The following is a 12,871-nucleotide window of genomic DNA, read 5'->3' as shown; positions in this document are numbered from 1 at the left end:
GGGGCGCCTGCCCCGGCCCGGCACCCCACCCCAGCCGCGCAGACTCTGAGAGGTGCATCGATCCCATGCATGTTCGACTGATCCATGCCTTACGCAGGACGTTCAAAGCCGCTGCCACGGCGCCGGGCCTGGCCGTGATGTTGCTGGCCGTGGCGCTTCCCGCGCTCTTCCTGTCGTCGGTCCAGGCCGGCGCGCAGCCCCCCATGCGGCTGACGGCCCAGGCGGACCAGGTGCTCACCTGGAACGCCGACAACAGCATGACCGCGTACAAGTCGACGCCGGACACCGCCACCGCGGGGCCCACCACCATCGTCTTCGAGAACAGTGCGGCGACCGGCAACACCACCGGCATGACGCACACCCTGACCTTCGACGTCTCCACCCCCGGCTACAACCACGACGTCAGCCTCAACATCATCGCCAGCCCCTTCGACGCGAACGGCGGCCGGCACCAGGCGCAGGTGAACCTCACTCCGGGCAAGTACCGCTTCTTCTGCGCGATTCCCGGTCATGGCCAGATGGTCGGCGAGCTGGTGGTCACCGACGGCGGCGGCACGGACACCACCGCGCCGCAGGTGTCGGCGCAGGTGGCGGGCGACCGGAACGACGCCGGCAACTACGTCGGCTCCGCGACCGTGACCCTCACCGCGAGCGACACCGAGTCGGGGGTGGAAACGGTGGAGTACGCGCTCGACGGCGGGGCGTTCACGGCGTACTCGGCTCCGGTGACGGTCAACGAAGTGGGCGCGCACACTGTGCGTTACCGGGCCACCGACAAGGCGGGCAACACCTCCGACCCGGGTACGACGACCTTCACCGTGGTGGCCCCTCCAGGACAGGACACCACTCCCCCGCAGGTGACCGCCCAGGTGGCGGGCGACCGTAACGACGACGGCAACTACGTCGGCTCCGCGACCGTGACCCTCACGGCGACCGACGCCGGGTCCGGGGTCGACAAGGTGGAGTACTCCCTCGACGGTCAGCCGTACGCGGTGTACGCGCAGCCTCTCCCCGTCACCCAGCCGGGCGCCCACACCGTGGCCTACCGGGCCACCGACAAGGCCGGCAACACCTCCGACCCGGGCACGACGACGTTCACGGTGGTGGCGGAGCAGGAGAAGGACACCACTCCCCCGCAGGTCACCGCCCAGGTGACCGGTGACCGGAACGACGACGGCGACTACGTCGGCTCCGCCACCGTGACCCTCACGGCGACCGACACCCAGTCCGGGGTCGACACCGTGGAGCACTCCCTGGACAACGGAGCCTTCACGGCCTACTCGGCTCCGGTGTCGGTCAACCGGCCGGGCGCGCACACCGTGCGCTACCGGGCCACCGACAAGGCCGGCAACACCTCGCCGGTGGGCTCGGTGACGTTCACCGTGGCGGCTCCTCCGGGAGAGGACACCACTCCGCCGCAGGTGACGGCGCAGATCACCGGCAACATGGACTGGGCCTGGAACTACGTGGGCTCCGCCACGGTGACGCTCACCGCGACCGACGCCGGGTCCGGGGTCGGCACGGTGGAGTACTCCCTCGACGGTCAGCCGTACGCGGTGTACGCGAAGCCGCTTGCCGTCACCCAGCCGGGCGCCCACACCGTGACCTACCGGGCCACCGACAAGGCCGGCAACACCTCGGCTGTCGGCACGGCCAGGTTCATGCTGGTCAAGTCCGCACCGGGCCCGGGATGCCCGAAGCCGGGCAAGGGCTGCAAGGACACGTGACCCCAGCCGGCGGGCGGCCTCCCTCTCGAACGCCGCCCGCCGGTCTCGGTGCGTATCCCTCGGTCGGCCACCGCCTCGCCGCCCCGATCGCGGATCTCGCGGGCGACCGCCTCGGCCGGGCCGGTGCCCGCGCCATCGCCGTCGCCGTCGCCGTCGCCGTCGCCGTCGCCGTCGCCGAGGGCATCCTGCGTACTGCCCGTGCGGTTTTCGCCGACATCGGCCCGGACGCGCAGCTCGAGCGCGTGACCTGAGCACCCTGGCCGCCGCGCGGAACGCCGGAACCCTCACCGCGGAGGTCTACACGCCGTTCTACGAGTCGCTGACCGAGCTGGACCGCCGCGCTGCCGACCCCACCACTGGCACCGACCACCAGCAGCCGATCGCCGTCGCGCAGGCGGCGGTACTGAATCCCCGTACCGCCGGGTTCGTCTCCCTCCGAGCAGTCGCGACCGACATGTCGGGCAGCGCGGTGACCCAGACCATCACCCGCGCGTACGCCGTGCGCTGATCGGCTGATGCCTGGTGACAGGGAGCCCTGTCGCCAGGCGTCAGCCCAGGTCGCGGTCTCCTCACGCTCGCATCGTCCGCTGGGTCAAGCGTGGCCGCGGGCGCGGTCGAGATCGCGTTCAGGCCAGCTTTCCAGCGGGTGATCCAGCGCAACGGGCACGGCTGGCATACTCATCATGATCTGGTTGCCGCGATAGCGCAGGTTGTTCGTGCTGTGTGGATCTTTGGAGTGCCACTGATGAGCACCGTCGTTGTCGTGCTGTCGATCCTGCTCGGTCTGCTGTTCCTCGGGACCGGCGGGGTCAAGGTGCTGAGTCTGCCGCAGTCGCTGGCGATTCGCGATCATCTCGGGCTCCGGCCGAGGTTGTGGCAATTGATCGGCGTGTGCGAGTCAGCCGGGGGCCTGGGGCTGCTCGCCGGGCTCGTGGTGCCGTTGCTCGGCGTGGCCGCGTCGATCGGGCTGGTCATGCTGATGGCCGGTGCGATCATCAGCCGGATCCGGGTGTCCGACTCGGCGGCGACGATATCCGTCGATGTCCTGGTGCTGGCGTTGGTGGCGGTTCTCGTGGTCGTACGCGCGTCGGCGTGACGGGCAGGACAGCCCAGGGGCGACGAGCTGAACGCTGCGGAGGACATCGCGTCCCGACTCGGCCTGCTGACGACGGGCGCGGCCACCGTGCGCCATGGCCTCGAGCGCCAGCGGCCGCGACCGTCATTTCGGGCCGTGACCCCTTACCTTGATCTTCTTCGTCTTGATCTTCTTGGCCTGTCCAGGCGGGATGCCGGACACGTCGGCGGAGAGGGGTGGTTCCGTACGAGCGTGCTCCGGTTCGCTTCTGACGACCCGGCGCCGGCCCGAGATGAGGTGGGCCGGCAGCGCCGTGTCCGGCTCCATCGTGGTGGGCGGCGGAGTGGCCTCCGTCATGGGTGGTGACTGGTGCGTGCTCGGCTCGACCCGCCACCACGAGGTGGTCGCCATCACGCTGACGATCAGGGCCGCGATGACGGCCCCCTGCCGCCAGTGCTCGACAGCCCACTGCCGGTACGGTGCCCGTTCCCCAAGCGGACGGCCGACGGGCGAGCCGCTGATCTGCCCGCTGTCACCGTCAACGGTCGGAGGGTCCGAAGAGGTCGGAATGACCGGTTGCTCACACAGGGTGGACAGTTGCTCGTGAAGGCGAGCCGCGTCCGTACGCCGGGCCGGATCCTTGTCCAGCAGCCCGGCGATGATCGAGGCGAGCGGCCCCGCGTGCTCCAACGGCAAGGGGTCCGAGGCCATCACCGCGGACAGGGTGGCCAGCTCACTACTGCACCCGAACGGGGCACGGCCCTCGACCGCCGCGTACAACGTGGCGCCCAGCGACCACAGATCGGCCTGCGGCGTGGCGGGGCCGCCGCGGGCGCGTTCGGGGGCGATGTAGGCGGGCGTGCCGACGACAACGCTCTCCCAGGTGCGGCGCGCCTGGTCATCCAGGGTGCTGGCCAGCCCGAAGTCGGTGAGGATGGCGTGCCCGTCGTCGGTGATGAGGATGTTGGCGGGCTTGATGTCGCGGTGCACGATGCCGCCGGCGTGGGCGGCGCGCAGGGCGTCCAGCACTTCGAGCCCGATTCGAGCGACCGCGGGCGAGGACAGCGGTCCCCGTTCGGTGATCACCTGGGCCAGGCTGGGGGCGGGGATGAGCTGCAGTACGATCCACGGCCGTTCGTCGGCGACCACGACGTCGTACACGGCTGCTATGCGCGGGTGGCTCAACCGCGCGGTCAGGCGAGCCTCGCGCAGGGTTCGCCTGAGCAGCGCCTCGCGCTCTGGCCCCGGCCGGTGCGGGATGCGGATCTCCTTGACCGCCACCTGCCGATCCAGCAGCTCGTCATGAGCGCGCCAGACCCTGCCCATGGCCCCTCGGCCCAGCTCGGCCAGCAACCTGTACCGAGCCCCCAATAACCATCCTTCATAGCCTGTGACGGGCATGACGACATGCGTACCCGATCATCGTCCGTACATGCACACCCACGATCTTCGACTGTTGGTTCCCGGAGAATGTGGCCCCCGAGCGCAGCGACGTGAACGACCTCGTGTGCTCGATCGGGGTGCGTCGTGATTCGCACGTCACGCACCCGTCGGTGCCCAGAACGATCGAGCCGTGGTCGAAGACCTGCTTCCGGCAAGACGACCCCGTGCTCTACCTCGAAGGCGTGAACCGCATCCCAGCCCAGGGGCGCTTCACATGCCTCGACGTCGAAGGCGGCGCGAAGCGCGGCGAGGTCAGCGGGGTCGGCCTGATCAGTGCTCATGCGGCCAATGGTTATCACCACGGCGTACGGCCGACCGGTTGGCCGCCTGCCGGAACGCCTGAGACGCCGGCCCGTCGATCACCGAAGCGATCACCGCCTCTCCGCAGCGGCCAGGCAGGAGGCCGGCAGCGGGAACCAGCGCAGCCGCTCGAAGTCGTCCGGCAGGCCGGGCGGGCGCAGGTCGATCTCGTCGGAGCGGGCCGCCAGGATGGCCCGCGCCTCCTCCAGGTAGCCGGGCAGGGCGTCCTCGCCGGCCCGGACGTGTGGGGCGGGCGGCGCGCCGGGTTCGTCAAAGCGCAAGTCGGAAAGGTGCAGTGGCGGCTCGGCGGAGTCGCGGTGGTGCCGCCACAGCCCGGTACGAGGCTCGAAGCGGTAGTCGGGCAACAACCGGTGGCCGTAGCGGGCGACCAGTTCGACGGCCTCGATGAGGTAGTCGCAGACCGCGTCGGAGACGAAGTAGTTGAAGTTGATGCGTACCCAGCCCGGTTTGATGCCCTGGCAGCCATGCCCGATCTCCTCCTCGAAGGCCCGCGAGCGCGCGGCGTCGATGGCCAGCAGGCGGTGGCCGTAGGGGCCGGCGCAGGAGCAGCCGCCGCGCGCCTGGATGCCGAGCAGGTCGTTCAGCACCGCCACCACGTAGTTGTGGTGCAGGAACAGCTCCCCGGACCGGATGCGGACCGACACGATGGACAGCCGGCGAGAGTGCCGGTCGCCGAGGATCTCGATGTTCGGGCTGCTCTCCCATCGTCGCAGGGCCCGTTGCCAGAAGCGTTCCTCACGGGCCTGGATGAGGTCGGTGCCGATGGCCTGCTTGAGCCGGAAGACCAGCCCGGCGCGGATCGACTCGACGATGGCCGGTGTGCCGCCCTCCTCGCGGGCGACCGCGTCGTCGAGATAGCGGTGCCCGGTGGGGTCCACGAACAGTACGGTGCCGCCGCCCGGCGCGGTGGGCACCCGGTTGCGAACCAGTTCGCGCCTCACCACCAGGACACCGGGCGTCTGCGGCCCGCCGATGAACTTGTGCGGCGACAGGAAGATCGCATCCTTGTGGTCGTTCGCCCCGGGCGCGCTGGCGGCCATCCGGATCGGCACGTACGGCCCGGCCGCCGCGTAGTCCCAGAACGACAGCGCGCCGTGCTCGTGGAGCAGCGCCGCGATGCGCTCGGTGTCGGACAGGATGCCGGTCACGTTCGAGGCGGCCGAGAAGCTGCCGATCAGCAGCGGCCGCCCGGCGTGGCGCGCCAGCTGGACACGCAGGTCGTCGCAGTCGATGTGGCCGTCGCGGTCCTCGCCGATGGCGACGGTGTCGGCGATGGACTCGCGCCAGGGCAGCTCGTTGGAGTGGTGCTCGTACGGACCGACGAACACCACCGGCCGGTCCTCCTCCGGAACCATCGGCGCGTACCGGCCGGGGACCCGCAGCTCCAGGATGCCGACGAGCTTGTTGATCGCCGCGGTCGCGCCCGAACCGCAGAAGATCACCACGTCGTCCGGGCCACCGCCGACGGCTTCGTGGACCGCGCCGCGGGCCTCCTCGCGTAATCGACTGGTCTGCAGCCCGGTTCCGGAGCTCTCGGTGTGGGTGTTGGCGTAGCGCGGCAGGACGTGGTCGCGGATGAAGTCCTCGATGAAGCCGAGCGACCGGCCCGAGGCGGTGTAGTCGGCGTAGATGATGCGGCGCGGTCCGTACGGGCCCTGCAGCACCTCGTCGTCGCCGATGACGGCGGCGCGGATGCGCTCCAGCAGCGGTGAGGTCGGCGGTTCGGAGGCGGATCGTTGTGTCTGCACACGTCCAGGATCCCGCGCGCGCCGTCCCGGGCAACAGGCCGCCGCGGGGATGCTCACCCGCACCTGGCCGGCCGCGGCAAAGCATTCCGCCGCCTGGAATTCGCACCCACCGAGCTACGTCCTGATCCCGTTCATTTCATGTCGCTCGCTTCTTGCCGATGGAGTCAAAGCCCGGGGCCGCAGGAAGGCCACGCCCGCGCATATCGCGGCCAGCAGGAGGGTGCAGACCCACGCGAGCCAGTCGCCGAACCGGGTGTACAGGGTCGGCACCGCACGGTCCGGCAGGTCCGCGGTCACCGACACGAAGGAGGCGTCCGTGGTGCGGGCCTCGGCCAGGAGGCGACCGTTGGGGTCGCTCACGGTCAGGGCGCCCTGCCGGGACGCTCGTGCCACCGTCAGGCCGTTCTCGATCCCGCGCGTGATCGCCATCCGGCTGTGCAGCCAGGCGTCGTCGCCGAAATCCCAGGCCGGTACGAACAGCGCGGTCGCCCCGTCGCGCCGGTAGTCGCGGACCAGGTCGGGGAAGTCGAGATCGAAGCAGATCGCGATCGCCCGTCGTCCGCCGGACCCGGGCACGAACGCCTGCGCCGTTCCTGCCTGGAACTCGCTCTCCAGGCCTGGTACGAGGTGGCGCTTGACGTACTCGACGGGCCGGCCGCCGTGGGAGGGGAAGTCGATGGCCGCGTTGTACTCGCGCCCGTCCCTGATGAGGATCAGCCCGACGATGATGTCGAGGCGGTGGTCGGAGGCGAGCCGGGACAACGGCCCGGCGAGCGACGGCAGGTCCGCCTCCTCCACCCGGAACACCTTCTCGGGAAGTACGACGACGTCGGCGCCACGCTCGGCCAGGGCCGGGATACGGCTCAGGTAGCCGGCCAGCAGGGTTCGCCCTTCGGGGCCGGTCACCGCCACCGGGTCGATCGACCGGTCGGTGGCCAGCAGCGCCACCTTGACCGCCGTTCCCGCTTCGGCCGGCCGTAGCTGCCAGAATCCGTATCCCGCCGCCACGGCCGCGACCAGCGCGGCGGCCACGGCCACCCGCACCCGGCCGACCGCACCGCGCGCCAGCAGGGCGGCGGCCGCGGCCGGAGCTCCCATCAGCAGGAACGTCACTCCCCATGGCCCGGTGGCCGAGGCGATCTGGATGACGGGAAGGACGTCGGCCTGGGTATAGGCCAGGCTCCACCAGGCGCCGTTCGGTGTGATCAGCGACAGCGCGTACTCGATGACGACCCACGCCGCCGGGACGACGCCGACGGCCATCAGCGGGTGTCCGCGCAACGTCAGGCCCCGGTAGGCGATCACCACCAGACCGAACAGCAGCGCCGAACCGATGAGCAGGAGGACGACCAGCACCGGCGGTATCTGCACCGTGTTCAGGAAATATCCCCACATGGGGGTCTGGCCTGCGAGCCAGGCGACGGACGCGGTGGCCGGCGCCGCGCGCGCCGAGCAGCGCGGTGCCAGGACGAGGATCGGGATCGGCGCGATCCACGTACACCACGGCACCGGCCGCAAGCCGGTGCCGAACCAGAACAGCGTGGCCGACAGCACCGCCGCGGCGATCAGCCACCATCGTTGTGATCTCATCGAGCAGACTCCTCCACCAGGGAACTGCCTCGATACTCCGTACCGGAGCCGTGCCACCGCATCGGCGGGAAGAGTGATCTCCGCACTCCCCCTCACGGACCGCTCAGGCGCCGCCGGCGACGATGAGTCCCGACTCGTAGGCGAACACGACCGCCTGCACCCGATCGCGCAGCCCCAGCTTCGTCAGGATTCGGCTGACGTGGCTCTTGACCGTGTACTCGCTGACGACCAGTTCGCCGGCGATCTCCGCGTTGGACAGCCCCCGGGCCACCAGCCGCAGCGTCTCGGCCTCACGGCCGGTCAGCTCGGCGAGGCGGGCGGCCAGCCGGGGCGCCACCCCGTGATTCGGCCGCAGGACCAGGTCCTCGATGAGACGTCTGGTCACCGTCGGCGCCAGCAGCGACTCTCCCGCCGCCACCACGCGCACCGCCGTGACCAGTTCGTCGCGACGGATGTCCTTCAGCAGGAATCCGCTGGCCCCCGCGCGCAGCGCGTCGTAGACGTACTCGTCCAGATCGAACATGGTCAGCACCAGCACCTTGGCGGACGTCGCCGAGCAGATCCGCTCAGTCGCCTCGATCCCGCCCATGCCGGGCATCCGGATGTCCATCAGCACGACGTCCGGGCGCAACTCGGTGGCGGCCTGAACGGCCTCGGCGCCGTCGGCCGCTTCGCCGACGACGGTGATGTCGGCCTGAGCGTTCAGGATCATGGCGAAGCCGCCCCGGAACAGGTCCTGATCGTCGGCCACGAGCACGCGGAGCATAGGCCTATCCAACCGGAAGCGTGGCCACCACGACGAAGCCTTTGTCCCCCGGACCGGCGTGCAGCGTCCCCCCGCAAGCGGTGGCCCGTTCGCGCATCCCGATCAGGCCGTGCCCTCCGGCGGCGCCGTCCCCGCCGCTGCCGTCATCGGCCACCTCGACCCGCAGCGCGCTCGGCGTCCAGCACAGTCGTACCCGCGCGGTGCGCGCGTGAGCGTGGCGCAGCACGTTCGTCAGGGCCTCCTGCACGATCCGGTACGCCGCCACGTCGACCTCCGCGGGGATCGGCCGCGGCGGGCCGTCGCTGGTCAGGGTCACCCGCAGCCCGGTACGGCCGGTCCGCTCGACCAGGTCCGGCAGGGCCGCGAGCCCGGGTTGCGGCTCCCGGTGACCGTCCTGGCCCGGGCGCATCGCGCCGAGCAGGGCCCGCAGCTGAGCGATCGCGCCCCGGCCGGTGTCGGCGATCGCGTCGAAGGCGGCCTCCGCACGTCCGGGATCGGCCCGGAGCATCAGCGGTCCGGCCTCGGCCTGGACGACGATGAGGCCGACCGAGTGGGTGAGGATGTCATGCATGTCCCGGGCGATGCGCGCCCGCTCGTGAGCTGCGGCGATGGCTCGCTCCCGCTCCATCCGCAGGGCTCGTTCGGCCAGCTCGGCGGCTCGGGCGCGGCGCGCGCGGGTGCTGGTGCCCAGCGCGTACGCCGCGACGAACGCCGTACCCACCACCCGATAGGAATCCAGATCTTCCTGCGGCAGGACGAGCGAGACGTACACCCCGGCGCCGATGACCGGGACGGCCACCAGCCGCAGCAGCGGCGGGCTCAGCGCGGCGATGGTGTAGGTGCCGACCAGCGGCCCGTACGGCAGCATCGGCTTCTCCCACATGACCAGCGCCGTCATCGCCAGCCCGACCACACCGGTCACCACGAGTGGCGCCGTCCGCCGCCACAGCACCGGCACCGAAGCCAGCACGGCCAGCGCGACCACCCACCACGGCTGCCGGAAGGGGACCAGCGCGGGACCGACGGTGGCGGCCGACACGACGACGGTGATCGCGATGTCGACCACGCGTGGGGGTACGTTCTGGAACCGGGAGCGCAGCCGCTCAGTGAGTCCGGGCATCTCGCTCAGTATCAGGATTCATGCCGCCCGGCGCATCCCTCTCACGACGGACAGCGTCCTTCACTCTCAGGAGTGACCCGTTACAGGACAGGTTGCCCGAGCTGGTAGCGGCGCCGCGCCCGTCGAGGGCCTCTGCGCGGAGTAGGTGCCACCCGGCATCCAGCCTGCTCCTGTGACGGTGGGAGGACGGCTGTTCGGCGGTCTGACGGTTGACCGGCGGATGCCTCCAACCGTCCGGCGATGAGGCCCCGGCCGCTCTGCTCCTGCTCGCCGACCTACGCGACCGGCCGGCCGGCGTCGACCCCGACCTGATCCGGTCCAGGCCGCCGGCGTTACGCGGGCGCCCGTGCTGCGGGTCGGCGACGGAGGTCCCGCCGAGAACGCGTCCGCCATCCGCTCAGCGCCCCTCCGGAGAACATTCTACGTTCACCGTCTATTTAACATCGGACGTTGGACGTAGGATGTCCGCTTGTAACCTTCTCCTGTCAGGAAGGGCGTGGACATGCACGATGGCCATCCCCCGGAGGGCCGTGCCGGGCGTCGCTCCCGGCGCCGCCGGGCGGGCGCCGTAGTGGTGCTCGCCGGCTTACTCGTCAGCGCGTTCGCCGGGCCGGCGACCGCGGCGCCGACACCGGCGCCGGCGGAGACGTCCGAGGCCGGCGCGACCACCGACGCCGCACCGTTCGTGGACGAGCAGGTGCTCTACAAACAGGGCGACTTCGGATACGGCTGCTTCCGGATCCCCGCCGTGGTACGGGCCACGAACGGCATGCTCCTGGCGTTCGCCGAGGGACGGGTGAAGGACTGCGGCGACGACGAGGACATCGACCTCGTGGTGCGCCGTTCCGCCGACAGCGGCCGGACCTGGGGCCCGCTGCAGGTGATCTCGGAGGGCAACGGCACGACCCACGGCAACCCGGTGCCGATCGTCGACGAGCGCACCGGGCGGATCGTGCTGGTGAGCACCCACAACGGCCCGGAGCCGTGCCCGAACGGCTGTGACCGCGACCCCTGGGTGCAGTTCAGCGACGACCACGGGGCGACCTGGTCGGCCGCCAGGGAGATGACCGAGGGCAAGCGTCCGGAGTGGAACTTCTGGTACGCCACCGGCCCGATGCACGGCATCCAGCTCAAGCGGGGCCCGCACGCCGGGCGGCTGGTCGTCGGGGCGAGTTTCGAGAGCTGGGACCGGGTCGGCAAGCACGTCTACGGCACGCACCTGCTCTACAGCGACGACAGCGGGGTGACGTGGAACATCGGCGCCGAAACCTCCCGCGACGACGGCTCGGTCATCGCCCAGGAGGTCACCGTCGTCGAGCTGACCGACGGGCGGATCTACGCCTCGGCCCGTGAGCGCGGCACCGACGAGGGCAGCCGGGCGTACGCGACCAGCAGCGACAGCGGCCAGACGTGGGACGCCCCGTTCCGCACCATGCCGGCACTCGCGACGACCGACGTCCAGGCGTCGCTGCTGCGGTTCAGCGACGGGCGCATCCTCTTCTCCTCGCCGATGCACCCGGGCGCCCGGGAAGCGATGGGAATCCGGTCGTCCTACGACGAGGGGCGCCGCTTCGAGACCTGGGACGAGGGCAAGGTCTTCTCCTGGGGGCCGACGGCGTACTCGGACATGGTGCGTCTGGACGGCGACGAAGCGGCGCTGATGTACGAGGCCGGCACCATCACGCCGTACGAGCAGATCCGCTTCGCACGGTTCAACGAGGCGTACCTGGAGACGCCGAACGGCACCCCGCCCGGCATCCCCGGCCCTCCGGCGCCCGGCCCGACGACGCCGGACAGGTCGCCGTACCGCAACCAGGCATATGTTCGCGGTGGCGCTCAGACCACCGACGGGCGGTTCGGCAACGGGCTGGCGCTGGACCGGGTGGACGACCGGGTGGAGGTGCCGTTCAACGACTCCATCGACCTCGGCGCGAAGGACTTCACGCTGACCTCCTGGATCCGGTACTCGGAGAAGACCGGCTCGCACGCGATCCTCTGGTTCCACCGGGTGAACAGGGGCACCAACCCGCCGGCGCTGTGGCTGCGGGCCGAACCGGCCAGCAACCGCATCCGGGCGGTCCTGTCCGTCGACCGGTTCAACGTGACCGTGCAGTCGCCGAGCGCGTACAACGACGGGCAGTGGCACTTCGTGGCACTCCAGCGGGTACGCGGTGAGCTCCGGCTCCTGGTGGACGGCGTGCAGGTCTCGTCGGCGGCGGCGCCGCCCGGTTCGCTGACCCTCGGCAAGGAGTTCGGGCTCGAGGGAATCCACATCGGGCAGCGGTTGGACGGCGTGGACCGCTTCCGTGGGTCGCTGGACGAGGTACGCGTCTACCGGCGTGCCGTCACCGACGCCGAGCTGGACCTGATCCGGCAGTGGAACCTCCCGGTCGGCGGCCGGCTCGGGCTGCGGCTGCCGTTCGATCAGGTCAGCTAAGGGACACGGCGATGGCGCTCGCCGGCCCCCGGCGGGCGCCATCACTCATGACAGCAGGACGTCCTACGTCCTGTGCTGATCTCCGGGGAAGAGCTCGGGCAGTTGTGCCCGGGCCAGTGGCCTGAGCCGTACGGCGAGCGAGGCGTCGACCGACTCGTACGGCCACCGGACTCGAGTGCCGATGTCGGCCCAGCCGCCGAGGTGGGCCAGGAACTTGTCCAGCGCGGGGTTGGCGTACCCGCTGTGCTGGAGCGGCTGGACATGAGCGGCGAAGAACTCGTGGATCCGTCGTTCCACGTCGAGCGCGGCGTCGGGTTGCGCGACCATCATCCGCTGCCATGCCATGGCGCCGGCCGGGCTGAGGGCGGCGATGTTCGAGTAGGAGCCGGCGGCGCCGTGCCGCCGTCCGGTCGCCAGGTCGTGGCCGGCGACGAAGACGGCGAGGCCGGCCGCGTGGCGCCGCATCTCCGCGTACCACCGCGCGTCGCCGCCGGCCACCTTGATCCCGATGACCGCGGGAACCTCGCGGCGGATCACCGGATACAGGTCGCGCGAGGCGGATCGACGACCCTGATGTGATCGCGGCGTGCCGGGGCGAGCTCGACAAGCTGTTCGCGGCCGGGGAGGACTTCCGGGCCTATTAC

10 protein-coding genes are annotated in these 12,871 nt (G+C 70.9%); 4 read left to right on the top strand and 6 right to left on the bottom strand.

Going from position 1 to position 12,871, the window contains the following annotated elements; translation table 11 throughout:
- The first annotated feature begins 65 nt into the window (after positions 1-65).
- From ACWDX9_RS50565 to ACWDX9_RS50555, 3 genes are all read left to right on the top strand, one after another.
- The gene (locus ACWDX9_RS50565; protein ID WP_449968600.1) at positions 66-1,727 is read left to right on the top strand and encodes an OmpL47-type beta-barrel domain-containing protein; all 1,662 of its coding nucleotides are present in this window, start codon (positions 66-68) and stop codon (positions 1,725-1,727) included.
- Positions 1,724-1,978 (top strand): hypothetical protein, encoded by a 255-nt coding sequence (locus ACWDX9_RS50560; protein ID WP_449968599.1) that lies wholly within the window; start codon positions 1,724-1,726, stop codon positions 1,976-1,978. The genes ACWDX9_RS50565 and ACWDX9_RS50560 overlap by 4 nt, the downstream gene beginning before the upstream one ends.
- A 347-nt stretch (positions 1,979-2,325) precedes the next feature.
- Positions 2,326-2,823 carry a DoxX family protein gene (locus ACWDX9_RS50555; protein ID WP_449968596.1) on the top strand — a complete coding sequence of 166 codons (498 nt, stop codon included), beginning with the start codon at positions 2,326-2,328 and terminating at the stop codon, positions 2,821-2,823.
- A 123-nt stretch (positions 2,824-2,946) separates the two neighbouring features.
- On the opposite strand, the gene ACWDX9_RS50550 is transcribed toward ACWDX9_RS50555, so the two are convergent.
- The 5 genes from ACWDX9_RS50550 to ACWDX9_RS50530 all read right to left on the bottom strand — a co-directional run bounded on the left by ACWDX9_RS50550 (position 2,947) and on the right by ACWDX9_RS50530 (position 9,790).
- Positions 2,947-4,173, bottom strand: a complete 1,227-nt coding sequence (locus ACWDX9_RS50550; protein WP_449968593.1) for a serine/threonine-protein kinase — start codon at positions 4,171-4,173, stop codon at positions 2,947-2,949.
- Between the two features lie 443 nt (positions 4,174-4,616).
- Positions 4,617-6,314: an aminotransferase class V-fold PLP-dependent enzyme gene (locus ACWDX9_RS50545; protein WP_449968591.1), complete on the bottom strand. Its 1,698-nt coding sequence runs from the start codon at positions 6,312-6,314 to the stop codon at positions 4,617-4,619.
- Between the two features lie 114 nt (positions 6,315-6,428).
- Positions 6,429-7,904 carry a nitrilase-related carbon-nitrogen hydrolase gene (locus tag ACWDX9_RS50540; RefSeq protein ID WP_449968588.1) on the bottom strand — a complete coding sequence of 492 codons (1,476 nt, stop codon included), beginning with the start codon at positions 7,902-7,904 and terminating at the stop codon, positions 6,429-6,431.
- A 103-nt stretch (positions 7,905-8,007) separates the two neighbouring features.
- On the bottom strand, positions 8,008-8,670 hold the full coding sequence (locus ACWDX9_RS50535) for a response regulator (RefSeq protein WP_449968585.1): 663 nt from the start codon (positions 8,668-8,670) through the stop codon (positions 8,008-8,010).
- Between the two features lie 4 nt (positions 8,671-8,674).
- Positions 8,675-9,790 carry a sensor histidine kinase gene (locus ACWDX9_RS50530; RefSeq protein WP_449968582.1) on the bottom strand — a complete coding sequence of 372 codons (1,116 nt, stop codon included), beginning with the start codon at positions 9,788-9,790 and terminating at the stop codon, positions 8,675-8,677.
- 502 nt (positions 9,791-10,292) lie between these two features.
- Here ACWDX9_RS50530 and ACWDX9_RS50525 point away from each other — a divergent pair.
- Positions 10,293-12,227: an exo-alpha-sialidase gene (locus tag ACWDX9_RS50525; protein ID WP_449968602.1), complete on the top strand. Its 1,935-nt coding sequence runs from the start codon at positions 10,293-10,295 to the stop codon at positions 12,225-12,227.
- 63 nt (positions 12,228-12,290) lie between these two features.
- Here ACWDX9_RS50525 and ACWDX9_RS50520 read toward each other — a convergent pair whose 3' ends face one another.
- Complete coding sequence (locus ACWDX9_RS50520; protein WP_449968579.1) at positions 12,291-12,764, bottom strand: hypothetical protein; 474 nt, start codon at positions 12,762-12,764, stop codon at positions 12,291-12,293.
- Between the last annotated feature and the right edge of the window lie 107 nt (positions 12,765-12,871).

The organism is Nonomuraea sp. NPDC003201, from assembly GCF_053590415.1.
This window is presented reverse-complemented; position numbering and strand designations above follow the sequence as displayed.

Excerpts from the sequence above, each read along its gene's own strand:
- ACWDX9_RS50530 (WP_449968582.1), bottom strand. The coding sequence starts at position 9,790 with ATGCCCGGACTCACTGAGCGGCTGCGCTCCCGGTTCCAGAACGTACCC.
- ACWDX9_RS50540 (WP_449968588.1), bottom strand. The coding sequence starts at position 7,904 with ATGAGATCACAACGATGGTGGCTGATCGCCGCGGCGGTGCTGTCGGCC.
- ACWDX9_RS50535 (WP_449968585.1), bottom strand. The coding sequence starts at position 8,670 with ATGCTCCGCGTGCTCGTGGCCGACGATCAGGACCTGTTCCGGGGCGGC.
- ACWDX9_RS50525 (WP_449968602.1), top strand. The coding sequence starts at position 10,293 with ATGCACGATGGCCATCCCCCGGAGGGCCGTGCCGGGCGTCGCTCCCGG.
- ACWDX9_RS50565 (WP_449968600.1), top strand. The coding sequence starts at position 66 with ATGCATGTTCGACTGATCCATGCCTTACGCAGGACGTTCAAAGCCGCT.